16 protein-coding genes are annotated in these 22,816 nt (G+C 66.2%); 5 read left to right on the top strand and 11 right to left on the bottom strand.

Annotated elements, in window-relative coordinates; all coding sequences use genetic code 11:
• Positions 1-45: 45 nt before the first annotated feature.
• The 8 genes from NP552_RS17350 to NP552_RS17315 form a co-directional block, all read right to left on the bottom strand.
• Positions 46-426 (bottom strand): hypothetical protein, encoded by a 381-nt coding sequence (locus tag NP552_RS17350; protein ID WP_043864065.1) that lies wholly within the window; start codon positions 424-426, stop codon positions 46-48.
• 172 nt (positions 427-598) lie between these two features.
• Complete coding sequence (locus NP552_RS17345; RefSeq protein WP_054914329.1) at positions 599-1,912, bottom strand: MFS transporter; 1,314 nt, start codon at positions 1,910-1,912, stop codon at positions 599-601.
• A gap of 86 nt (positions 1,913-1,998) precedes the next feature.
• Positions 1,999-3,216: a fumarylacetoacetate hydrolase family protein gene (locus NP552_RS17340; RefSeq protein ID WP_123753253.1), complete on the bottom strand. Its 1,218-nt coding sequence runs from the start codon at positions 3,214-3,216 to the stop codon at positions 1,999-2,001.
• Positions 3,217-3,242: 26 nt separating this feature from the next.
• Positions 3,243-4,301 (bottom strand): Ldh family oxidoreductase, encoded by a 1,059-nt coding sequence (locus NP552_RS17335; protein WP_274096952.1) that lies wholly within the window; start codon positions 4,299-4,301, stop codon positions 3,243-3,245.
• Positions 4,294-5,880: an aldehyde dehydrogenase (NADP(+)) gene (locus NP552_RS17330; protein WP_443201039.1), complete on the bottom strand. Its 1,587-nt coding sequence runs from the start codon at positions 5,878-5,880 to the stop codon at positions 4,294-4,296. Before NP552_RS17330 ends, NP552_RS17335 begins: the two co-directional genes overlap by 8 nt.
• A 36-nt stretch (positions 5,881-5,916) precedes the next feature.
• A complete protein-coding gene (locus tag NP552_RS17325; protein WP_210014113.1) occupies positions 5,917-7,467 on the bottom strand; it encodes a UxaA family hydrolase in 1,551 nt (516 codons plus the stop codon).
• Between the two features lie 158 nt (positions 7,468-7,625).
• Complete coding sequence (locus NP552_RS17320; protein ID WP_054914326.1) at positions 7,626-8,597, bottom strand: LysR family transcriptional regulator; 972 nt, start codon at positions 8,595-8,597, stop codon at positions 7,626-7,628.
• A 38-nt stretch (positions 8,598-8,635) separates the two neighbouring features.
• A complete protein-coding gene (locus NP552_RS17315) occupies positions 8,636-9,583 on the bottom strand; it encodes a LysR substrate-binding domain-containing protein (RefSeq protein WP_054914325.1) in 948 nt (315 codons plus the stop codon).
• 101 nt (positions 9,584-9,684) lie between these two features.
• On the opposite strand from NP552_RS17315, the gene NP552_RS17310 reads away from it, so the two are divergent.
• The 5 genes from NP552_RS17310 (at position 9,685) to NP552_RS17290 (ending at position 18,421) form a co-directional block, all read left to right on the top strand.
• Positions 9,685-10,995 carry an L-fuconate dehydratase gene (locus NP552_RS17310; protein WP_043864071.1) on the top strand — a complete coding sequence of 437 codons (1,311 nt, stop codon included), beginning with the start codon at positions 9,685-9,687 and terminating at the stop codon, positions 10,993-10,995.
• A gap of 70 nt (positions 10,996-11,065) precedes the next feature.
• Positions 11,066-12,379 carry an MFS transporter gene (locus tag NP552_RS17305; protein WP_058540344.1) on the top strand — a complete coding sequence of 438 codons (1,314 nt, stop codon included), beginning with the start codon at positions 11,066-11,068 and terminating at the stop codon, positions 12,377-12,379.
• A 196-nt stretch (positions 12,380-12,575) separates the two neighbouring features.
• A complete protein-coding gene (gene mexE / locus NP552_RS17300; RefSeq protein ID WP_043864073.1) occupies positions 12,576-13,808 on the top strand; it encodes a multidrug efflux RND transporter periplasmic adaptor subunit MexE in 1,233 nt (410 codons plus the stop codon).
• Positions 13,809-13,820: 12 nt separating this feature from the next.
• Entirely contained in the window at positions 13,821-17,000 is a 3,180-nt protein-coding gene (locus NP552_RS17295) for an efflux RND transporter permease subunit (protein WP_054914324.1), read from the top strand.
• Positions 16,997-18,421 carry an efflux transporter outer membrane subunit gene (locus tag NP552_RS17290; protein ID WP_043864075.1) on the top strand — a complete coding sequence of 475 codons (1,425 nt, stop codon included), beginning with the start codon at positions 16,997-16,999 and terminating at the stop codon, positions 18,419-18,421. The genes NP552_RS17295 and NP552_RS17290 overlap by 4 nt, the downstream gene beginning before the upstream one ends.
• A 180-nt stretch (positions 18,422-18,601) precedes the next feature.
• Here NP552_RS17290 and nfuA read toward each other — a convergent pair whose 3' ends face one another.
• From nfuA to NP552_RS17275, 3 genes are all read right to left on the bottom strand, one after another.
• Complete coding sequence (gene nfuA / locus NP552_RS17285; protein WP_058540345.1) at positions 18,602-19,186, bottom strand: Fe-S biogenesis protein NfuA; 585 nt, start codon at positions 19,184-19,186, stop codon at positions 18,602-18,604.
• A gap of 57 nt (positions 19,187-19,243) precedes the next feature.
• Positions 19,244-20,278, bottom strand: a complete 1,035-nt coding sequence (locus tag NP552_RS17280) for an acyltransferase family protein (RefSeq protein WP_058540346.1) — start codon at positions 20,276-20,278, stop codon at positions 19,244-19,246.
• A 111-nt stretch (positions 20,279-20,389) separates the two neighbouring features.
• Entirely contained in the window at positions 20,390-22,687 is a 2,298-nt protein-coding gene (locus NP552_RS17275; protein WP_054914322.1) for a fatty acid cis/trans isomerase, read from the bottom strand.
• Positions 22,688-22,816 lie beyond the last annotated feature (129 nt).

The raw sequence follows: 22,816 nt of genomic DNA, 5'->3' as shown, positions 1-22,816 counted from the left end.
CCCGTGACGCTGGCCGGCAGCCTCGCCGGTCAGCGTCGGGCGGGTTCAGTGGTGGGCGTGCAGCGCTTCGATCAGCTGCGCCTTGGTCATGCTCGAGCGCCCCTTGATGTCCTTGCTGCGCGCCTCCTTGAGCAGGCTTTGCTTGGTCTGGCTGGCCAACGAGGTGGTGGAGGTGCGCGCGTGGCCGGCGCGGGTGCTGGCGGCGCGTTTGGCCGAGTCGGAGGCAGCGGCGTGCTTTTCGCCGGCCGGGGTGCTGCGACCTGAGCCGCCCTTTTTCTCGCCCCCGCCAGATTGCTTGTTCACCGTGGCCCAGGCACGCGCCTCGGCCTCGGCTTTGGGCGTGCCTTTTTGCTCGTAGCTTTCTTCGATGTGCTGCGCCTTGCGTTTCTGCTCGGCGGTGTACTTGGCTTTGCTTCCCTGGGGCATGGTGCTCACCCTCGATCCGGTTGAATGCGGGCCCGTGTCACGGGCCATTCAGGGGGTTTGAGGGCGCGCGTGCGCCAGGGTGCGATTGGGTGGATGAATGGCAGAGGAGCGAAGACCACCGGCCTCTTCGCTGGCACGCCAGTGAACGAGCGCGAAGCGCTCGCCACCTGTCCTACTGGGTAGCCCCGGCCATCTGCCCCGCCGGCTCATCCGCCCCGCCGATCGGCGCCTTGAGCAACAGGAAGTACGCCAGCGCCGAGCACAGCGCCACCACCGCACTGATCATGAACGCGGTATTGAACGAGCCCGAATACTGGATGCTGAACCCGGTCACGATCGGCGCCACGGACCCTGCAATGTAGCCGCCAAAGTTCTGGATCGAACCAAACGAGGCCACCCGCGGGCTGTCGACGATGGTGTTGACGATCATCCACGCCGTGGCACTGGCCATGTTGATGCTGAACAGCGCCAGGCACAGCAGTATCACGCACCCGGTCAACCCGCTCACATACGACAGCGGCAAGGTGAACAGCGCCGCCAGCACCAGCCCGGTGATCACGCTGAACTTGCGGCTGGCCAGCACGCTCATGCCACGCCGTACCAGCAGGTCGCAGAACCGCCCCGCCACGATGGTGCCCACCGCGCCGAAACCATAGGCCAGCGATACCACCCACGCGGTGTCGTACAGGTTCAGCCCGTGCTCGCGCTCGAAGTAGCCCGGCAGCCAGGTCAGGTGCAGCCACAGCATGTAGATCACGCCCATGAAGCCCAGCACCGCGCCCCAGGTGCTGCGATGCTTGAACAGGTCGAGCCAGCCGGCAAAATACGACGCCTTGGGCGCCTGCACCGCGTCAGCCCGCGGCGCCGGCTGTTCGCTTGGCAGCGCCTGGCCCTGCGCCGCCAGTTCGGCCAGGTACCTGGCCTTGCTCTTGTAGAACGTCAACCAGCACAGCGCCAGCACGATGCCGATCACGCCGGTGATGATGAACATCCCGCGCCAGCCGAAGTTGACCATGAACAGCGTCAGCAACGGTGGCGCCAGGCACGGCCCCAGGCAGGTCGACGACCACACGATGCCGGTCGGCGTGCCCCGCTCGTTGGCGTCGAACCATTCCGACAGCGCCTTGGCCGCCGAGGGGAACATCGGCGCCTCGCCGATCCCCAGCAGCACCCGCAGGCCCATGAAGCCGCCAAAGCTGTTGACCAGCCCGCACAGCGACTGCGCCACCGACCAGGCCAGCAACGAGGCGCCCAGGGCGATCTTGCTGCCTAGGCGGTCGATGATCAGGCCCAGTGGCAACTGCGCAAAGGCATAGGCCACGGAGAAGGCCGACAGCAGGATGCCCATCTGCGAAGGGCTGATGAGCATGTCGCGCTGGATCGAGGTGTTGGCAATCGACAGCGCGCTGCGGTCCAGGTAGTTGACGATGCCGATCAACAGCAGAAACACGACGGTGATGCGTTGGTACTTCTTCAGTGCGTTCATCTGATGGCCTTTATTATTGTTGTTGCAGCGTCAAACGCCGAGGCGATCCTTCATCCACACGTCATCCCTGGAATACGCACGCCCGCTCAGGGCTGGCGTGCAGTCACTGCCACCTCCAGCAAGCCACGACGGCTCAGGCTTTCGATCAGCGCACGCAGGCCGAATGCCCATTGTGGCGCCTGGTCGCTGGTGGTCACGCGGTTGCATAGGCTGCCCAGCAGCGGGTTGCTGATGGTGACCACATCGCCCAGCTTGTGGGTGAAACCGCTGCCGGGCTGGTCACGGTCCTGCTTGGGCGCGAACAGGGTACCCAGAAACAGCACCAGGCCGTCGGGGTACTGGTGGTTCTCGTTGAGGGTCTGCTGCACCAGGTCGACCGGGTCGCGGCTGATCTGGCGCATCGAGCTGCGCCCCTGCAGCACGAAGCCATCCCGGCCTTCGACGCGCAGGTCGACTTCGGCGGCGCGCACGTCCTCCAGGCTGAAGGTCTCGTCGAACAGGCGCAGCAGCGGGCCGAGGGCGGTCGAGGCGTTGTTGTCCTTGGCCTTGGACAGCAGCAGCGCGCTGCGCCCCTCGAAGTCGCGCAGGTTCACGTCGTTGCCCAGCATGGCGCCGTGGATGGTGCCGTTGCTCGACACCGCCAGCACCACCTCGGGCTCGGGGTTGTTCCAGCTGGACTTGGGGTGCAGGCCGATATCGGCGCCGTGGCCGACCGCCGACAACGGCTGGGCCTTGGTGAACACTTCGGCGTCCGGGCCGATGCCCACTTCCAGGTACTGCGACCACATGCCCTGCTCCACCAGCAGCACGCGCAGTTCTTCGGCCTGGGCCGAGCCGGGCACGATACGCGACAGGTCGGCGCCGATGCGGCTGACCAGGGTGTCGCGAATCGCGTCGGCCTTGGCCGGGTCGCCCTTGGCCTGCTCTTCGACCACACGCTCCAGCAGACTGGCGGCGAAGGTCACGCCGGCGGCCTTGACCGCCTGCAGGTCGATGGGGGCCAGCAACCATGGCAGGCGCGCATCGCGCTGCTGCGGGTCGCTGTTGGCCAGCAGCGCGGGCAGCTCGATCAACGCCTCGCCCAGCGGCAGTGCGCGCAGATAGGCGGCCGGGTCGGGTTGTTCGAGCAGGGCCGAGACGGTGGCCACATGGGCACTGATGTCATGCACCGCGCCGGCCCTGACCAGCACCACGGCCGGGCCCTGCTCGGGCAGCCACACCCGCCCTACCCAGCTGCCGGTGGCGAACACGGCGAGATCGTTGCTCAGTGCGAGAGGCGCGTGCGCCTGGTTCTGGTTGGTCATGTGTGCACTCTTGTTGTGGTGGTCGGTCATTGCGGGAGCGGCGCCAGTTGCAACTGCGCAGCGGTCTGGTTCAGCGCATCGAGCACCGCCGGCGACAGGCCCAGGCCCTCGCGCAACGCCTGCTCGCGCAGTTTCAGCCCGGCCTGGCCCGGCAGGCGCACCGGGCGCTGCGGGTCGAGCGGACGGCTGGCCAGCACCAACTGGCCAAGGAAGCTGCTCTCGGCGGCAAAGGCCTCAAGCCCGCCGAAGAAGCGCGGGTCGATCACCACTGCGGTGGCCGAGGCGCCCCACTGCTGCGGCGCGTCCTTGCGCCCGTGCCCGGCCAGGCCCGAGGTCAGCGCCTCGACCAGCAGGGCCAGGGCAAAGCCCTTGTGCCCGAAGGCCTGCCCGCCCAATGGCAGCAGGCTGCCCTGGGGCGTGGTGAAGAAGTCGCGCGGGTCGTTGCTCGGCGTGCCGTCGTTACTCATCAGCACGGCGTGGGGCAAGGTGGTGCCGGCATCGCGGCACTGGCCCACCAGGCCCAGGGTGACGCTGGACATGCTCACATCCAGCAGGATCGGCTCGCCCTGGGTCGGGATACCCGCGGCAATCGGGTTGGGGGTGTAGATCGGGTCGATGCCGCCCTGGGCGCACACCAGCCCCACCGACGGGTCGGAGGAATACAGCAGGGCCACCAGGCCACGGTCGGTGTAGGGCTTGAGGTAGGCCGCCAGGCAGCCGATGTGCGAGGCACGGCGCACCACCGAGATGCCGATACCCTGCGCCTGGGCACCCTGCGCGGCGCATGCCAGGGCACGCTCCACGCAGTACGGCCCGAGCACGTAGTGGCCGTCGAACAGCGTGGCGATGCCGCTGCCCTGCAGGTGTTCGAGGTCGGCGGCACGTGCCTTGACCTCACCGCGCTGTACGCCACCGACATAGCGGCTGACCAGGTTCAGGCCGTGGGTGCGGTGCCCCAGCAGCTCGCCCTCGAGCAGCACGCGGGTCACCACCCGGGCCACCTCGGCGTCGGCCCCGGCACCCTCGAACAACTGTTCGACGAACCGGGTCAGCGTGGCCGTGTCGTAGCGCCGGGCTTCAGACATCGCTCAGGCCCTGGCGGCTGTACTGGCCATCGACCAGGCGCTGGATACCCAGCGGGTTGGCGTCCTTCAGGGCGTCCGGCAACAACGCGTCGGGCACGTTCTGGTAGCACACCGGGCGCAGGAAACGGTCGATGGCCAGGGTGCCGACCGAGGTGCCGCGGGCATCGGAGGTGGCCGGGTACGGGCCGCCGTGCACCATCGCGTCACACACCTCCACACCGGTGGGGTAGCCGTTGACCAGCACGCGGCCGACCTTGTCTTCGAGCACGCCGAACAGCTGGGCGAAGGCCGGCAGGTCGTCACCGTCGGCCAGCAGCGTGGCGGTGAGCTGGCCCCGCAGGGCGCTGACGGCGCGCAGCAGCTCGGCGTCGTCGGCCACCTGGATCACGATGGTGCAGGGGCCGAACACCTCTTCCTGCAGCAGTTCGTCGTGTTCCAGCAGCAGGCTGACATCGGCGCCGAACAGCTGCGGCTGGGCCTGGTTGCCGGCTTGTGCCTGGCCGCTCAGGTGCTGGATGCCGGGGTGCGCCAGCAGTGCCTGCAGGCCCTTGCCATAGCTGGCCAGGGTGCCGGCGTTGAGCATGGTCTGCGGCGCCTGTTCGGCCAGGTGGCCGCCCAGTTGCTCGATGAAGGTGGTGAAGGCCGGCGAGCGGATGCCCAGCACCAGGCCCGGGTTGGTACAGAACTGGCCACAGCCCTGCACCACCGAGGCGGCCAGTTCCCTGGCCATCTGCGCACCACGGCTGGCCAGTGCCTGCGGCAGCGCCAGTACCGGGTTGATGCTCGACATCTCGGCAAATACCGGGATCGGCTGCGGCCGCGCCGCCGCCATGTCGCAAAGGGCACGGCCACCCTTGAGCGAACCGGTGAAGCCCACGGCCTGGATGCCGGGGTGCTTGACCAGCGCCTCGCCCACACCGCCACCGAAGATCATGTTGAACACGCCGGCCGGCATGCCGGTTTTGTCGGCCGCACGCAGCAGCGCTTCAGCCACGCGCTCGGCAGTGGCCATGTGGCCACTGTGGGCCTTGAACACCACCGGGCAACCGGCTGCCAGCGCTGCGGCGGTGTCGCCGCCAGCGGTGGAGAATGCCAGCGGGAAGTTGCTGGCGCCGAACACCGCCACCGGGCCCACGCCGATGCGGTACTGGCGCAGGTCCGGACGTGGCAGCGGCGTGCGCTCGGGCAGCGCCTGGTCGATGCGCGCACCGTAGAAGTCGCCACGGCGCAGCACCTTGGCGAACAGGCGCATCTGGCCGCTGGTGCGACCGCGCTCCCCCTGGATGCGTGCGCTTGGCAGCGCGGTTTCGCGGCAGGTCAGCGCCACGAAGTCCTCGCCCAGGGCGTCGAGTTCATCGGCAATGGCGTCGAGAAATTCGGCCCGGCGCACGGCCGGCAGGCTGCGAAACAACGGGAAGGCCGCGCTGGCACCGGCAACGGCGCTGTCGACTTCGCTCAGGGTGGCCTGGTGGAAACCGCCCGGCAGGCGTTCGCCGGTGTGGGCGTCGACGCTGTAGACCAGGGTGTCGCCCAGGGCGCTGCGCTGGCCTGCGATGAAGTTGTGTCCGGAAAAGCTCATGTGCATTTCGCCTCTGTAAGGGTGCGGAAAGGTCAATCAGGTCACGGCGCCGATCTGCCACGGCACGAACTCGTTCTGCCCGTAGCCGTGTTGCTCGCTCTTGCTGCGCTGGCCCGATGCGATGCGCAGCATCTGTTCGAAGATGTAGGCGCCGCGTTCTTCAATGCTGGTGGAACCGTCGGCAATGCCGCCGCAGTTCACGTCCATGTCTTCTTCCTGGTGCTCGAACACCCGGTTGTTGGTGGCCAGCTTGATCGACGGCGCCGGGGCGCAGCCGTAGGCCGAACCGCGACCGGTGGTGAAGGCGATCAGGTTGGCGCCGCCGGCGACCTGGCCGGTGGCCGACACCGGGTCGTAGCCGGGGGTGTCCATGAACACCAGCCCCTTGGCGCGCACGGCCTCGGCATACTGGTACACGTCCACCAGGTTGCTGGAGCCGGCCTTGGCCACGGCGCCCAGGGATTTTTCGAGAATGGTGGTGAGGCCACCGGCCTTGTTGCCGGCCGAGGGGTTGTTGTTGAGCTCGGCGTTCATGCGCTGGCAGTAGTCTTCCCACCAGTGGATGCGCGCGATCAGCTTCTCGCCCACTTCGCGGCTGACCGCACGGCGCGTCAGCAGGTGCTCGGCGCCGTAGATTTCAGGGGTTTCGGACAGGATCGCGGTGCCGCCCGCAGCCACCAGGCGGTCTACCGCATTGCCCAGCGCGGGGTTGGCGGTGATGCCCGAATAGCCGTCGGAACCGCCGCATTGCAGGCCCACGATCAGGTGCCGGGCGCTGACCGGCTCGCGGCGCACCTGGTTGGCGTCGGCCAGCAGCGCCTTGACCTGCTCGATACCGGCGGCGATGGTCTTGGAGGTGCCGCCAATGCCCTGGATGGTGAACGCGCGCAACTGGGCGCCGGCGGTCAGCCCCTGGGTCTGCATCAGGCTTTCGATCTGGTTGGTCTCGCAGCCCAGGCCGATGATCAGCACGGCGGCGAAGTTGGGGTGCACGGCATAGCCGCCCAGGGTGCGGCGCAGCAGGCCCAGGGCTTCGCCGCTGGGGTCGACCGCGCAACCGGCACCGTGGCTCAGGGCCACCACGCCATCGACGTTGGGGTAGTCGGCCAGCGCCTCGGGGTGGATATCTCGGCGAAAATGGTCGGCCACGGCACGGGCAACGGTCGCCGAGCAGTTCACCGAGGTCAGGATGCCCACGTAGTTGCGGGTGGCCACTCGCCCGTCGGCACGCACGATGCCTTCGAAGAAGGCTTCCCTGGCCGGCACGCTGTGGGCGTCTTCGCCAAAGGCGTAGTCACGGGCGAAGTCGCCCATCTCCACGTTGTGCACATGCACGTGTTCGCCGGCCTCGATGGGCTGCGAGGCAAAGCCGATGATCTGGCCATAGCGGCGCAGCGCCTCGCCCTGCTCCACGCGCTGGCTGGCCACCTTGTGTCCCGAAGGGATCGACTGGCGCACGGTGACCGCCTCGGCGTCCAGATGCAGGCCCTCGGGCAGCACCTGGCGGGCAATCAGCACGTTGTCCAGCGGGTTGAGGCGGATGACCGCAGGGTCTTCGCTGCTGCGGGTTCTGGCAATCAGGTGCATGGGACCTCTCAGGGCGCTACGGCAAGCTTCTTGTTATGGCATCACGCCCGTCTTGTGCGGGCGAATCTGCACCAACTGTAAGGAGCCGGCCGGCGTATTCCCAATGAGATGATCCGATCACGCGATAACCCTGGGTTATCGAAGTGCGAATTCTTGTTTCATTTATAGATCGTTTTATGACCCTCGGCCTGACGGCGCTGGCGGGCGAAGTCCAGCAGGATATCGGCGAACACCTGCGCCGAGCCGGTCAGCGGCTGGTCCTTGCGGGTGATGATGCCGTACTCCAGCGGTGCCAGGTGCAGCGGGGTCTGCAGCTCGCGAAACTGACCGCTGGCCAGCTGCGCCGCCACCATCGAGCGCGGCAGCATGGCGATCATCGGCCCCGACTGCAGCAGTTGCAGGAACATCGGCATCGAGATGGTATCCACGCTGTCGGCGGGGGTGGCGATGTTGGCAGCGCGAAACGCCCGCTCCAGGCGGTCGCGGATCGGCGTGCCGACCGGGTACAGCACCCACGGCCAGTCGCCCAGGGCCTCCAGCGGCGTGACCTCGAGCTGGTTGAGCGGGTGGCTGCTGTTGACCACCAGGCAGAAGGGCTCGGGCTCCAGTGCCTGAAAGTCGAACAACTGGGCGAAACGCGGTTCGGTGAAGCGCCCGATCATCAGGTCGAGCTTGTTCTGTTCGAGCATCGCCAGCAGGTAGTCGCTGGACTGCTCCACCACTTCTATCGACAGCAGCGGGCTGCGCGCCTTGATCGCGGCAATGGCCTGGGGCAGCACCACCGAGGTGGCGGCGAAGATGCCGCCCACCTTGATGAAGCCGTGGCCGCCCTTGCGCAGGCGATTGACCTGGTCGACGAAGGTGTGCGAGTCGGCCAGCGCGTTCTGCGCATAGCGCACCACGTACTCGCCCAGCTCGGTGGGCGGCATGCTGCGCGGCAGGCGTTCGAACAGGGCAAAGCCGAACTGCTCCTCGAGGTCGCGCAGCATCTTGCTCAGGGCTGGCTGGCTGAGGTTCATGCGCGAGGCGGTGGCGTGCATGTTGCGCGTGCGCGCCAGGGTGTCGATCAGCACCAGGTGCTTGAAGCGCACCCAGTTGCAGAAGCTGGAATGGGTAATGTCCGAGGGCATCGGCTCAGTGCCTCCTGAAGGTGGCGGCGCAGGTCATGTCATTGCGCCCGCAGGTAATGCAGCAGGGTGTTCAGCGCCACCGAGCGTGGGCGCGAACGCAGGGTCAGCAGGCCCAGGTTGACCATGCTGATGGGCAGCTCCACCGGCAGGATGGCGACCATGCCATAGCGCGCATAATGCTCGGCCACGTCGTTGGGCACCACCGCGATCATGTCGGAGGCTTCGAGCATGGCGGTGGTGGCCAGGATCGAGGCGGTCTCGACGATGTCCAGCGACTGCACCATGCCGCCGGCCTGCAGCGCGCTTTCCACGCGCCGGCGCATGGGGCTGCCGAGCGGGTGCAGGATCCAGGTGAGGCTCACCAGGTCGGCCAGTTGCAGCGCCGCAGCGCCGGCCAGCGGGTGCCCTGCCCTGGCGATCACGCGCATCTGCTCGCCGATGTCGAACAGCTCGATGTCCAGGTCCTGGCTGTCACCCTGGTCGGGCAGGCGCCCGAGCACCACGTCGAAGTCGCCGCGCAGCAGCGCCGGCAGCAAGGTGTCGCTGGTGCCCACCTCGATGCTGATGCGCACCTTGGGGTGGTCGCGCTTGTAGGCCAGCACCGCGCCGGTCAGCAGGCGCGGCACCGGGCCCATCACCGTGCCCACCCGCACCAGGCCCATGGCACCGCGGGCCAGTTCGGCGATCTGCGCCTGGGCGTGCTCGAACTCGTGCAGCGCGCCCTGGGCATAGCGGATCATCACCTCGCCATACAGAGTGGGCTGCATGCCCCGGGGCAGGCGCTCGAACAGGCGTACGCCCAGGCGCTCCTCCAACTGCTGCAACAGCAGGCTCGCCGCCGGTTGGGTGGTGTGCATGGCCGCTGCGGCACGGCGCAGGTTGCCGAACTCGCCCAGGGCGTTGAGCAAGGTGATCTGGCGGCTGGAAATTTTCAGCGCGCCGAGGCTGCGTGGCAGCAGCGGATCGGCTTCAGGGCTCGCAGACATATCGAATTCGGTATCCCTGGTTAGGAAACCGCGATTATGCACGTATCGCTCGGCAACCTACAGTCGGGTCTCCAAGTGGTCACCGAGAACAAGAGCCCGCCATGAGCATTCGAATTACCCACCTGAGCGTTCGCGATATCCGTTTCCCTACCTCGCTGTCGCTCGACGGCTCCGACGCGATGAACAGCGCACCGGACTATTCGGCGTCCTACGTGGTGCTGCACACCGACAGCCCCCTGGAAGGCCACGGCCTGACCTTCACCATCGGCCGCGGCAACGAGATCTGCGTGGCCGCGATCCAGTCGCTGGCACCGATGGTGGTGGGCCTGACCCTGGAAGAGATCACCGCCGACATGGGCGCCTTCTGGCACAACTTCACCGTGGGCGACAGCCAGCTGCGCTGGCTGGGCCCGGAAAAAGGCGTGATCCACCTCGCCACCGCCGCCATCATCAATGCCGTGTGGGACCTGTGGGCCAAGCACGAAGAAAAACCGGTGTGGAAGCTGCTGGCCGACATGAGCCCCGAGCAGCTGGTGCGCTGCCTGGACTTCAGCTACGTCACCGACGTGATCACCCCCGAGGAAGCCATCGCCCTGCTGCGCCGCAATGCGCCGGGCAAGGCCGAGCGCGAGGCGCAGATGCTGCGCGAAGGCTACCCGGGCTACACCACCGCACCGGGCTGGCTGGGCTACAGCGAAGAGAAGATGCGCCAGCTGACCCGCGAGGCCGTGGCCGATGGCTGGACCCACGTGAAGCAGAAGATCGGCGCCAACCTGGAAGACGACATTCGCCGCGCCGGTATCCTGCGTGACGAGCTGGGCTGGGAACGCACCCTGATGATGGACGCCAACCAGGTGTGGGGCGTGGACGAATCGATCGAGAACATGCGCCGCCTGGCCGCCTTCGCACCGCTGTGGATCGAGGAGCCGACCAGCCCCGACGACATCCTCGGCCATGCCACCATTCGCCAGCGCATCGCGCCGATCGGCGTGGCCACCGGCGAGCACTGCCACAACCGGGTGATGTTCAAGCAGATGTTCCAGGCCGGTGCGCTGGACTTCTGCCAGCTCGACGCGGCGCGCCTGGGCGGGCTGAACGAGGTGCTGATCGTGCTGCTGATGGCGGCCAAGTACGACGTGCCGGTGTGCCCGCATGGCGGGGGTGTGGGTTTGTGCGAATACGTGCAGAATATCGCGCTGTTCGACTACATCGGCGTTTCGGCCTCGCTGCACAACCGCGTGCTGGAATACGTCGACCACCTGCACGAGCACTTCATCGACCCGGTGGTGATCCGCCGCGGCCGCTACATGCCACCGCTGCGCCCCGGCTACAGCATCGAGATGCACGCCGACACCCTGGAGCGCTACCAGTACCCGAACGGCCCGGTGTGGCTGGACATCGCCCGCACCTGATCGACACCCAAGCCCGCCGCCGCGCCCTGCGCGTCGGCGGGCCGCACCATCAATACCGGGGTTAACAATAATGACAATCCTCAATACCGCGACAGCGGCGGCCGCGCCCGCCGTGCCTGCCGAACAACGCCTGAACAGCCTGCTGCTGCGCAAACTGCTGCCGCTGCTGGTCATCGTCTACGTGATGAGCTTTCTGGACCGCACCAACATTGCCCTGGCCAAGGCCAGCATGGGCATCGACCTGGGGCTGTCGGCCGCTGCCTACGGCCTGGGCGCCGGGCTGTTCTTTCTGACCTACGCGCTGGCCGAGGTGCCGAGCAACCTGATCATGCACCGGGTGGGCGCACGTTTCTGGATCACCCGCATCATGATCACCTGGGGCCTGCTGTCGGCGGGCATGGCGTTCGTGCAGGGCGAGACCTCGTTCTACATCATGCGCCTGCTGCTGGGCGTGGCCGAGGCCGGGCTGTTCCCGGGGGTGATGCTGTACCTGACCTACTGGTTCGACCGCGAACAGCGGGCACGCGCCACCGGTTACTTTTTGCTGGGCGTGTGCCTGGCCAACATCCTCAGCGGGCCGCTGGGCGGTGCGTTGCTGCAGATGGACGGCTTGCTGGGCTGGCATGGCTGGCAGTGGCTGTTCGTGATCGAAGGCCTGCCGGCGGTGGCGCTGGCGTATGTGGTGTGGAAGAAACTGCCTGACGGGCCGGCCTCGGCCAAATGGCTGTCGGAGGCCGACAAGCGCGATATCGAGCAGCGCCTGAGCGCCGAAAAAGCCGCCGCACCGCCACAGACCCGCCTGAGCCAGATGTTTCGCGACAAGCAGATCTGGCTGGCGATCGCGGTGTACTTCGTGCACCAGATCACCATCTACACGGTGATCTTCTTTCTGCCGGGCATCATCGGCACCTATGGCAACCTGTCGCCGTTCCAGATCGGCCTGCTGACCTCGGTACCGTGGATTGCCGCCGCCATTGGCGCCGCGACCTTCCCGCGCCTGGCCACCACCCCCACCCGCTGCCGGATGATCATGTTCTTCGGCTTGCTGACCATGGCGGCGGGGCTGGTGATTGCCTCGTTCTCCAACTCGTTCATCGGGCTGGTGGGCTTTTCGCTGACGGCGCTGATGCTGTTCGTGGTGCAGTCGATCATCTTCGTGTTCCCGTCCAGCCGCCTGAGCGGCAGTGCACTGGCGGCGGGGCTGGCGTTCGTGACCATGTGCGGGCTGTTCGGCGGGTTCGTCGGGCCGTCGGTGATGGGGTTGATCGAGCAGACCACCGGTAGCACGCGCAACGGGCTGTGGGTGATCGCCGGCCTGCTGGTGCTGGCGGCGCTGATCAGCACGCGGTTGCGTCAGGGGCAGGAGGAGAAGGTTAAGGCCTGATCGGGTATCGGTAACGCGCTCATTCGCCGGCAAGGCCGGCTCCTACGGGTTGTGCATCTGCATGTAGGAGCCGGCCTTGCCGGCGAATGGCGTTCATATCATTCCGAATGATAGTTACCTTCGCCCCATTCGATTCGTTGTTAATAGTTACAAATCGCAGAATCCGCCCACTCTCAATACATTGGCGGATCTATCCATGGAACACTCACTCAAACCCTTGCGCTATCCCCTTGCTGCCCTGGCACTGGTGGTGATGAGTGCCTGTGGTCGTACCCCGGAGGCCCCGCAAGCGCCCGGTGCGCCGAAAGTCACGGTGGCCAAGGTGCTGGAGCAGCCCATCAACGAATGGGACGAGTTCACCGGCCGCCTCGAAGCCCCCGAAACCGTCGAAGTACGCCCGCGCGTTTCCGGCCAGATCGACCAGGTAGCCTTCACCGAAGGTGCCCAGGTCAAGAAAGGCGACCTGCTGTTCCAGATCGATCCGCGCCCGTTCCAGGCTCAGGTACGCCAACTTGAAGCCCAACTGCAACAAGCCCGCGCCACCGCCACCCGCAGCCAGACCGAAGCCCAGCGCGGCGAGCGCCTGCGCAGCAGCAATGCGATTTCCGCCGAACTCGCCGAGTCGCGCACCAGTGCCGCCGCCGAAGCCCGCGCCGGGGTGGCCGCGATCCAGGCGCAACTGGACCTGGCCAGGCTGAACCTGAGCTTCACCCGCGTGACCGCGCCCATCAGCGGCCGTGTCAGCCGCGCCGAGTTCACCGCCGGCAACATCGTCACCGCCGATGTCACCGCGCTCACCAGCGTGGTGTCCACCGACAAGGTCTACGCCTACTTCGACGCCGACGAGCGCGTGTACCTCAAGTACACCCAGCTGGCCCGCGACGGCCAGCGCGGCCAGAGCACCCCGGTGTACCTGGGCCTGTCCAACGAAACCGGCAACCCGCACCTGGGCCAGATGAACTTCGTCGACAACCAGGTCAACCCCAAGACCGGCACCATTCGCGGTCGCGCGGTGTTCGACAACAGCGACGGCCAGTTCACCCCCGGGCTGTACGCGCGCCTGAAACTGGTCGGCAGCGCCACCTATTCGGCCGTGCTGATCAACGACGAGGCCGTGGGCACCGACCTGGGCAAGAAGTTCGTGCTGGTGATGGACAAGGACAACAAGGCCGATTACCGCGCCGTGGAGCTGGGCCCCAAACTCGAAGGCCTGCGTATCGTGCGCAGCGGCCTGAGCAAGGAAGACCGCATCGTGGTCAAGGGCCTGCAGCGTGTACGCCCTGGCTCGCCGGTCAGCCCTGAAGAAACCCCGATGGCCAGCGACACCACCCTCGCCGCCCTCGCCCAGCAACGCCAGGCCCTGGAAGCCAGCACCCCGAGCAAGCCGGTCACGGTCAAGCTCGCCAGTGCCGCGGCACCACGCGGTTAAGGGACCAGACCGATGAATTTTTCCCAGTTCTTCATTACCCGGCCGATCTTCGCCGCCGTGCTGTCGCTGCTGATCCTGATCGCCGGCAGCATCTCGCTGTTCCAGCTGCCGATCAGCGAATACCCCGAGGTGGTACCGCCCACCGTGGTGGTGCGCGCCAACTTCCCCGGTGCCAACCCCAAGGTGATCGGCGAAACCGTGGCCGCGCCGCTCGAGCAGGCCATCACCGGTGTCGAGAACATGCTGTACATGTCCTCGCAGTCCACCGCCGACGGCAAGATCACCCTGACCATCACCTTCGCCCTGGGCACCGACCTGGACAACGCGCAGGTGCAGGTGCAGAACCGTGTGACCCGCACCCAGCCCAAGCTGCCCGAGGAAGTCACGCGTATCGGTATCACCGTCGACAAGGCCTCGCCCGACCTGACCATGGTGGTGCACCTGACCTCGCCGGACAACCGCTACGACATGCTCTACCTGTCCAACTACGCGATCCTCAACATCAAGGACGAGCTGGCTCGCCTGGGTGGCGTGGGTGACGTGCAGCTGTTCGGCATGGGCGACTACTCGCTGCGCGTGTGGCTGGACCCGAACAAGACCGCCTCGCGCAACCTGACTGCCAGCGACGTGGTGGCTGCCATTCGCGAGCAGAACCGCCAGGTGGCCGCCGGCCAGCTCGGTTCGCCGCCCGCCCCCGGGGCCACCAGCTTCCAGCTGTCGGTCAACACCCAGGGCCGCCTGGTGAGCGAAGAGGAATTCGAGAACATCATCATCCGCTCTGGCGCCGACGGTGAGATCACCCGCCTCAAGGATATCGCCCGGGTGGAGCTGGGCTCCAGCCAGTACGCACTGCGTTCGCTGCTCAACAATCAGCCGGCGGTGGCGATCCCGATCTTCCAGCGCCCTGGCTCCAACGCCATCGAGATCTCCGACGAAGTACGCGCCAAGATGGCCGAGCTGAAGAAGGACTTCCCCGAGGGCATGGACTACAGCATCGTCTATGACCCCACCGTGTTCGTGCGCGGTTCGATCGAAGCGGTGGTGCACACCCTGTTCGAGGCGCTGATCCTGGTGGTGCTGGTGGTGATCCTGTTCCTGCAGACCTGGCGCGCCTCGATCATCCCGCTGGTGGCGGTACCGGTCTCGCTGATCGGCACCTTTGCGGTGATGCACCTGTTCGGCTTCTCGCTCAACGCGCTGTCGCTGTTCGGGCTGGTGCTGGCCATCGGTATCGTGGTGGACGACGCCATCGTGGTGGTGGAGAACGTGGAGCGCAACATCGAGCTGGGGCTCAACCCGCTGGAGGCGACCAAGCGCGCCATGAGCGAAGTGACCGGGCCGATCATCGCCACCGCGCTGGTGCTGTGCGCGGTGTTCATCCCGGCAGCGTTCATCTCCGGCCTGACCGGGCAGTTCTACAAGCAGTTCGCCTTGACCATCGCGATTTCCACGGTGATCTCGGCGTTCAACTCGCTGACCCTGTCGCCGGCGCTGGCTGCGGTGTTGCTCAAGGGCCATCACGCCCCCAAGGACCGCTTCTCGAAACTGCTCGACCGCCTGCTCGGCGGCTGGCTGTTCAAGCCGTTCAACCGCTTCTTCGAGCGTGCCAGCCATGGCTACGTGGGCACCGTGGGCCGCGTGATCCGCAGCAGCGGCATCGCCCTGTTCGTGTACGCCGGGCTGATGGTGCTGACCTGGATGGGCTTTGCCGCCACCCCGACCGGTTTCGTGCCCGCACAGGACAAGCAGTACCTGGTGGCCTTCGCGCAACTGCCGGATGCGGCCAGCCTTGACCGCACCGAATCGGTCATCAAGAAGATGAGCGAGTTCGCCCTCAAGCAACCGGGTGTGGCCGATTCCATCGCCTTCCCGGGCCTGTCGATCAACGGTTTCACCAACAGCCCCAACAGCGGCATCGTGTTCGTCGCACTCAAGTCGTTCGACCAGCGCAAGGACCCCAGCCAGTCGGCCGCGGCGATTGCCGCCACGTTGAACGCGCAGTACGCCGACATCCAGGAAGCCTACATCGCGATCTTCCCGCCACCGCCGGTTCAGGGGCTGGGTACCATCGGCGGTTTCCGCCTGCAGATCGAAGACCGTGGCAACCTGGGCTACGAGGCGCTGTACAAGGAAACCCAGAACATCATCGCCAAGAGCCACAACGTGCCGGAGCTAGCCGGGCTGTTCACCAGCTACCAGGTGAATGTGCCGCAGGTGGATGCCGCCATCGACCGTGAGAAGGCCAAGACCCACGGTGTGGCGATCAACGATATCTTCGACACCCTGCAGATCTACCTGGGCTCGCTGTATGCCAACGACTTCAACCGCTTTGGCCGTACCTACCAGGTCAACGTGCAGGCCGAGCAGCAGTTCCGCCTGGATGCAGAGCAGATCGGCCAGCTCAAGGTGCGCAACAACCAGGGCGAGATGATCCCGCTGGCGACCTTCATCAAGGTCAGCGACACCTCCGGGCCCGACCGCGTGATGCACTACAACGGCTTCATCACCGCCGAGATCAACGGTGGCGCAGCCCCCGGCTACAGCTCCGGCCAGGCCGAACAGGCCATGGCAAAACTGCTCAAGGAAGAGCTGCCCAACGGCATGACCTTCGAATGGACCGAGCTGACCTATCAGCAGATCCTGGCCGGCAACACCGCGCTGTTCGTGTTCCCGCTGTGCGTGCTGCTGGCGTTCCTGGTACTGGCTGCCCAGTACGAGAGCTGGAGCCTGCCGCTGGCGGTGATCCTGATCGTACCGATGACCCTGCTGTCGGCCATTACCGGGGTGATCCTGTCCGGTGGCGACAACAACATCTTCACCCAGATCGGCCTGATCGTACTGGTGGGGCTGGCGTGCAAGAACGCGATTCTTATCGTCGAGTTCGCCAAGGACAAGCAGGCCGAAGGGCTCGACCCGCTGGCTGCGGTGCTGGAAGCCTGCCGGCTGCGGCTGCGCCCGATCCTGATGACCTCGTTCGCCTTCATCATGGGTGTGGTGCCGCTGGTGTTCTCCTCCGGGGCCGGCGCCGAAATGCGCCATGCCATGGGTGTGGCGGTGTTCTCCGGGATGATCGGGGTGACGATTTTCGGCCTGTTGCTGACCCCGGTGTTCTTTGTGTTGATCCGTCGTTATGTAGAGCGCAGCGAGGCCCGCAAGGCGGCCCGCCAGTTGCAGCTGGAGAACCAGGCATGAACCACTTGAAACTGTGGGCACCGAGCCTGCTGGTACTGGCCCTGGCCGCCTGTGCGGTCGGCCCGGACTACCAGGCCCCGCACACCGACGCCGCGCACCTGGCGGCGGCCGATGCGCAGGAGGCCAAGGCGGCCTTCGACCGCACCCGCTTCGATGCGATCTGGTGGCGTCAGTTCGACGACCCGGTCCTCAACCAGCTGGTGAGCCAGTCGCTGGCCGACAACCGCGAGCTGCGCGTGGCGTTTGCGCGCCTGAAAGCGGCGCGGGCGATTCGTGACGATGTGAGCAACGATGCACTGCCCACCGTCACCAGCCGCGCCAGCAGCGACCTGGGCAAGGGTCAGATACCTGGCCAGACCGACCGCCGGGTCAACAGCGAGCGCTACGACCTGGGCCTGGACATGGCCTGGGAGCTTGACCTGTTCGGCCGCATTCAGCGCCAGCTGGAAGCCAGCGAGGCGCAGGAGGCCGCGGCCCAGGCCGACCTGCAACAATTGCAGGTGAGCCTGATTGCCGAGCTGGTTGATGCTTATGGACAACTGCGCGGTGCGCAGTTGCGCGAGAAGATAGCCCTGGCCAACCTCAAGACCCAGCAGGATTCGCGCGGCATTACCGAAACCCTGCGTGATGCAGGGGTTGGCAACGAACTGGACGTGGTGCGCGCCGATGCGCGCCTGGCGGCGGTAGAGGCCAGCGTGCCGCAGCTGCAGGCCGAGCAGGTGCGTGCGCGCAACCGCATCGCCACCTTGCTGGGGCAGCGGCCGGATGCGTTGAGTGTCGACCTGTCGCCGGCGCAGTTGCCGGCGATTGCCAAGGCCCTGCCGATTGGCGACCCGGGCGAACTGCTCAAGCGTCGCCCGGATGTGCGCAGTGCCGAGCGCCAGCTGGCGGCGGCCACGGCGAATGTTGGGGTGGCCACGGCCGACCTGTTCCCGCGGGTGAGCCTGAGCGGCTTCCTGGGCTTTACCGCAGGGCGTGGTTCGCAGTTGGGGTCGAGTGCGGCGCAGGCGTGGGCACTGGGCCCGAGCATCACCTGGGCGGCGTTCGACCTGGGCAGTGTGCGGGCGCGTCTGCGCGGCGCGAATGCCGAGGCCGAGGGTGCGTTGGCGACCTATGAGCAGCAGGTGCTGCTGGCGTTGGAAGAGTCGGAGAATGCGTTCAGCGATTACGCCAAGCGTCAGCAACGGCTGATGGCGCTGCTGCGCCAGAGCGAGGCGAGCCGCAAGGCCGCGGACCTGGCGTCGATTCGTTACCGTGAAGGTACGGTGGATTACCTGGTGCTGCTGGATGCCGAGCGTGAACGGCTCACTGCCGAGGACGCGCAGGCGTTGGGCGAGGTGGACCTGTATCGCGGGATCGTGGCGATCTACAAGGCACTCGGTGGTGGCTGGCAGACCGACAGCGTGGCTGCGGCGAACTGATTCAGAGCTCCTTTGGTTGGTTAGCACCGACCACTTTGCCCCGCCATTGGCGGGGCTTTTTTTTGTGGCCTGAACGCAGTTTGCCTGTCGCCGTACGGCAAATCGCGGGTCAAGCCCGCTCCCACAACGGCTACGGTGATCCTTGTGGGAGCGGGCTTGACCCGCGATTGGGCATAACTGTCAGTAGTAGGCGTTTTCTTTCTGCGAATGGTCGGTCACGTCACGCACGCCCTTGAGCTCCGGAATGCGTTCGAGCAAGGTGCGCTCGATGCCTTCGCGCAAGGTAACGTCGGCCTGGCCGCAACCCTGGCAACCACCGCCGAACTGCAGCACCGCAATACCGTCCTCGACCACTTCGATCAGGTTGACCTGACCGCCGTGGCTGGCCAGCCCCGGGTTGATCTCGGTTTGCAGGTAGTAGTTGATGCGCTCGTTGATCGGGCTGTCGGCATTGACCATCGGCACCTTGGCGTTCGGCGCCTTGATGGTCAGCTGGCCGCCCATGCGGTCGGTGGCGTAGTCCACCACCGCATCCTCCAGAAACGGGATGCTGACCGCATCCAGGTAGGCGGTGAAGGACTTGAGCCCCACCGCTTCGTCTTCCGGCTTTTCTTCACCTGGCTTGCAGTAGGCAATGCAGGTTTCGGCGTAGTTCGTACCCGGCTGGGTAATGAAAATGCGAATGCCAATGCCTGGGGTATTCTGCTTTTCCAGCAGATCGGCCAGGTAATCGTGCGCGGCGTCGGTAATCGTTATGGCGCTCATGTAAGTTCCTCACAGACTTGTGCGCAGTTTACGCCAACACGGCCGGCGAACAAAGTCCTAGTAATTCTGTCGGGAAAGTGCCACCGGCACCGCCGGGCCCAGGCGCGCCTCGAACCAGCCACTCATGCGCCGGTACAGGCCCTTTTCCAGCCAGCGGTAACTGGCCCACGACGCCCCGCCGATCAGCGGCACGCACAGCGCGAACACCAGGTAGGGGTTGAGCCCCAGACGCTCGCTGGCAAACCAGCCGCCGTACAGCACCAGCACATGGATCAAGTACACCGAATAGGAGCAGTCGCCCAGGGCCTTGAGCACCCGGTTGCCCTTGAAATACGGCTCCAGCGAGATGCACGCCAGCACGATCAGCGCGCTCGGCAGGCCCCAGTGCAGCAGGCGTGACGAGGCATCCAGGCGGTAGATCGCCACCGATGCGGCCGCCAGGGTCAGCAACGGCAGCCACAGCCCCTGGGCAATCCAGCCGCGTCGGTAGAGCACGCCGATGGCTACGCCCAGCAGGAACTCGTAGATGATGTTGTTGCTGTAGAACCGCCCCAGCACGCCCAGGCCGGTGAGCACCTCGCTGACCGCGAACAGCGCCAGCGCCACCAGCCACAGGTGATGGCGCTGGCGCACCAGGAACACCAATGAGAACAGCAGGTAGAAGAACATCTCGTAGTTCAGCGTCCAGCCCACGTTGAGCGTGGGGTACAGGCCGTAGCCGCCGGGGTTTTCCGCCGGAATGAACAGCAGCGACAGCAGCAGGTGCGACAGCTCCAGGGTCTGATGCGGCATCCACTGGCTGGCCACCACCAACAGCAGCGCCATCAGGCCGGTATAGAACCAGTAGGCCGGCACGATGCGCAGCACCCGGTTGAGCAGAAAGCGCCGGGGCGCCATGGGTTTGTCGCGGGTCGAGAGGTAGATCACCAGCCCGCTGATGACGAAGAAGATGTCCACCCCGACCGCACCGCGATCGGCCAGAAACTGCCCTACCGGGCCGCTGGCCTTGAAGTCGAAGAAGATCTGCATGAAGTGGTGACAGACCACCACCCAGGCGGCGAGCGCCCTCAATGCCTGAAGCGAAAACAGCATGTCGATTCCCGTCTCTCGTTACCCCACCCTGGCCCCGCACAAATCGGGACCGCTTGCGGGTGGGACTACGAAAGGCCGGGAAAGATCAGCCCGATCTGCCCGGCGGTTGCTTCAGAGGTTCTCGTAGCGGTTCATGTCGAGCACGCCGGCCTCCACCGGATCGGTCTGCTGGATGTAGCGGCTCAGGTCATGAAAGTACTGCCAGAACTGCGGGTGGCTGCGGCGCACGCCCCAGCGCATGACGATGCGCTCGAAGCGGGCCGGATCGTCCCGCGCCGCCTCCATGTCCTCGACCCACTCGGGCACGTCGCTGGCCGGAATGTTGAACATGAAGTTGGGGTAGCTGCTCATCACCCCCGGGTAGAGGGTCAGGGTGTCCAGCCCCGGCTGGTAGCGGTAGGCCTCGCCGAGCATGAACGCCACGTTGCTGTGGGCGCGGTTGCGCAGCAGGCTGTAGACCTTGCGCTGGCCGCCCTGCCCTTCGATGCGCAGCATGGTCGCCTCGGGCAGCTGGCCGATCACCTTGAGCCCGGCCGCCGGGCGCGAGGCCAGCCGGCTCAGGGCCTGCTCCACGTCACGGAACTCCTCGCTGCCGGGCAGCGAGCAGTACGCGCCCTGGCAGCGGTTGATCGGGTCGGGCGCGGCGTTCAGGCTGCCGGTGCGCTCCACCAGCTTGAGGCCGAAGTCGCGCTTGGGGTCGCGCGGGTCGAGCTTGAGGGCGGTCGGGGTCTTGCTGTCGATCGCCTCGTAGTCCAGCCACATCTTGACCTTGCCGCTGTTCTGGTACCAGTCGCCGAGGATGTCGCTGCGCTGCTTGGCCGGCATCAGGCGCAGGAAGTTGACCTCGGCCCCGTTGCGGATCAGGTCGAAGTACAGGCGCGTCTGCGCCTGGTGCGAGACGTTGCCGTACACGTCGAAATTCACCGCCAGCTGGTAATAGGTGCGCTCGAACAGCGGGTAGTCGAACAGCCACAGGGTCTTGGGCACATCACCGATCAGGCCCTTGCTCACCGAGGCGCTGTCGAAGTGGCGGAAGATGGTCAGCAAGGCATTGTCGTTGCCGGCCCACAGGCTCGACCAGCTCGGTGGCGGCAGGTCGGCATAGGCGTCGCGGCGCAGTTTTTCGTACTCGTTGCGCTTGTCGCGGTAGGCGTGCCACAGGGTCAGGATGCTGCCCACGTCGTCGATCTGACCGGGCATCGCCAACAGGGGCGTGGCCTTGCCGCGGTACTCGGCATCGGTGATGTAGCGGTCGTGTGCCGGCTCCTGGAACAGGGTCCAGAAGTTGTCGCGGATCACGTCGGTGGCGATCTGCCCACGGCATACCGGGCCGCGAATGAAGGTGCGCACGAAGTACTCGGCGTTATCGAGCATGAACTGGTAGCGCGCTATCGCCGGGATCGCCTCGAAGGTCTCGAACGGGTTGGCGCGGTGGCGCGGGCCGTAGCCAGGCAAGGCCGTGGCATGCCAGTCGCCGCTGTAGAACAGCTGCTTGACGCGCTTGAGCTTGTTCGGCCCCATCGGGTAGGTGATGTGGGTCTTGTGCACGATCACGCCCTGCACGGGCATCAGGCGGTAGTAGAAGTCGGTGCCGGGCGGATCGTTGGGGCGGCGTGTGGCGATCAGGTCGATCGGCTGGCCGCTGGGCGTGCGCGAGCGCACCCACTGGAAGAAGTGGCCCTGCTCGCCGCCGACAAAGTAGATGTGCGCCAGGAACAGGTGCTCGTACAGCCAGCGCCCCACCAGCGCCTCGGTGGACCCGGGGCGGTTGAGCAGCGCCTCCCATTCGGTGATCTGCGCGGCCTCGCTGGCACTTGGCTGGATCGGGTTGTACTCCACCGGCGCACCGGCGGCGAACCAGCGCTGCAGGGTCTGGTACTCGGCATCGGTAAGGCCGGTGACGGCCAGCGGCATGCCCTCCCTGGGGTGGGCGCCGGCGTAGGCGTCGAACTCGCCGGGCAGCGGGCACATGTTGTTGCGGTTGAGCCCCAGCACGATCTCCTCGGGCAGCTTGGCATTGGGGGTGAGCGGCGTGTTGTGGCCCAGCTCGAGCATGCGCGCCATCAGCGCGGCCTGGCTGCCCTGGCTGTCGAGCACCGAACTGAAGCCCTTGCGCTGCCAGGCCTCGACGCTGTGCGCGTCGTAGAAAAGCCGGGTCGGCGCGACCGCCGTACTGCGGTCGCCCTGATACACAGGCACCTTGGAGGCACCGCGCGCGGCGCCCTCGGCACTGCCCAGGTTCAGCTGGCAGGCCGCGTCGTTGCAGGCATGGCAGGCAACGCACTTCTCGGTGAAGATCGGTTGGATGTCCCGGGTATAGGAAATAGCCGGGCTTGTGACGGGGGCTTGTCCGAGCGCCGCGCCGCTGATGAGCAGTGCGAAGGCGCCGGCAAGTAAACGATGCACCATGTGCCGAATGTCCTGGGTATTGATAGCTTCACGATTCTACCGGTGGCGGCAGCGTGCCAACATGAATCAAATTCATGCAAACCGGCAACACGCCTAAAAACCGCGCAGGTTTGTTATTATTCCGCAACT

The organism is Pseudomonas sp. 8209, from assembly GCF_028682105.1.
Taxonomy (GTDB): domain Bacteria; phylum Pseudomonadota; class Gammaproteobacteria; order Pseudomonadales; family Pseudomonadaceae; genus Aquipseudomonas; species Aquipseudomonas palmensis.
This window is presented reverse-complemented; position numbering and strand designations above follow the sequence as displayed.